Origin of the sequence: Phyllobacterium calauticae (assembly GCF_019991125.1) — a bacterium.
In the GTDB taxonomy this organism is placed as follows: domain Bacteria; phylum Pseudomonadota; class Alphaproteobacteria; order Rhizobiales; family Rhizobiaceae; genus Phyllobacterium; species Phyllobacterium calauticae.
On the sequence record NZ_JAGENB010000032.1, the window covers coordinates 1 to 441 of the forward strand.

Consider the following 441-nt stretch of genomic DNA (forward strand, 5'->3'; position numbering starts at 1 on the left):
TGGAGCTGGGCGCCCGGCTCCGCCCGGGTCTTGTGCACGGTCACGCGGACGTCCACGTCGTACCGGTACGTCGTGCCGTCCGGCTGCGTGTGGTGGGTGGTCTGCGTGATGAGGTCGGAGCCGTGCAGGATCGTCCCGGACCATCGGGCGCCGTCCGCGCTGGAGCACCCCTCCGGGGCGAGGCCTCCGAGGATGCGCTGGATGGTGGCCGTCCGGAGCTTGGCCTGGAACGGGTCGTCAGTAGGCGCCATGGGTCTGCTCCTGGTCCTGGTGCTCGACGACGACGGCGCCCGCGCGGAGCTCGCGCAGGAACCGCCGGATCTTGAACTGTCGGAGGACGTAGCCGCCGACGATGAACGCGAGGTTCACGATGTCGGAGACGTCCGGGGAGCCGACGCCCGCCGGGACGCGGCGGGAGAGAAGGCCGGCGCCCGCGTCCGC

2 protein-coding genes are annotated in these 441 nt (G+C 72.3%); both read right to left on the reverse strand.

Annotated features, from left to right (window positions below; all coding sequences use genetic code 11):
- Window positions 1–251 (reverse strand): hypothetical protein (locus J1W56_RS25815; protein ID WP_223616144.1); only part of this gene is annotated, 251 nt, incomplete at its 3' end.
- Window positions 238–441, reverse strand: a 204-nt coding sequence (locus J1W56_RS25820) for a hypothetical protein (protein ID WP_223616145.1), incomplete at its 5' end; no start/stop codon positions are given. The genes J1W56_RS25820 and J1W56_RS25815, both read right to left, overlap by 14 nt.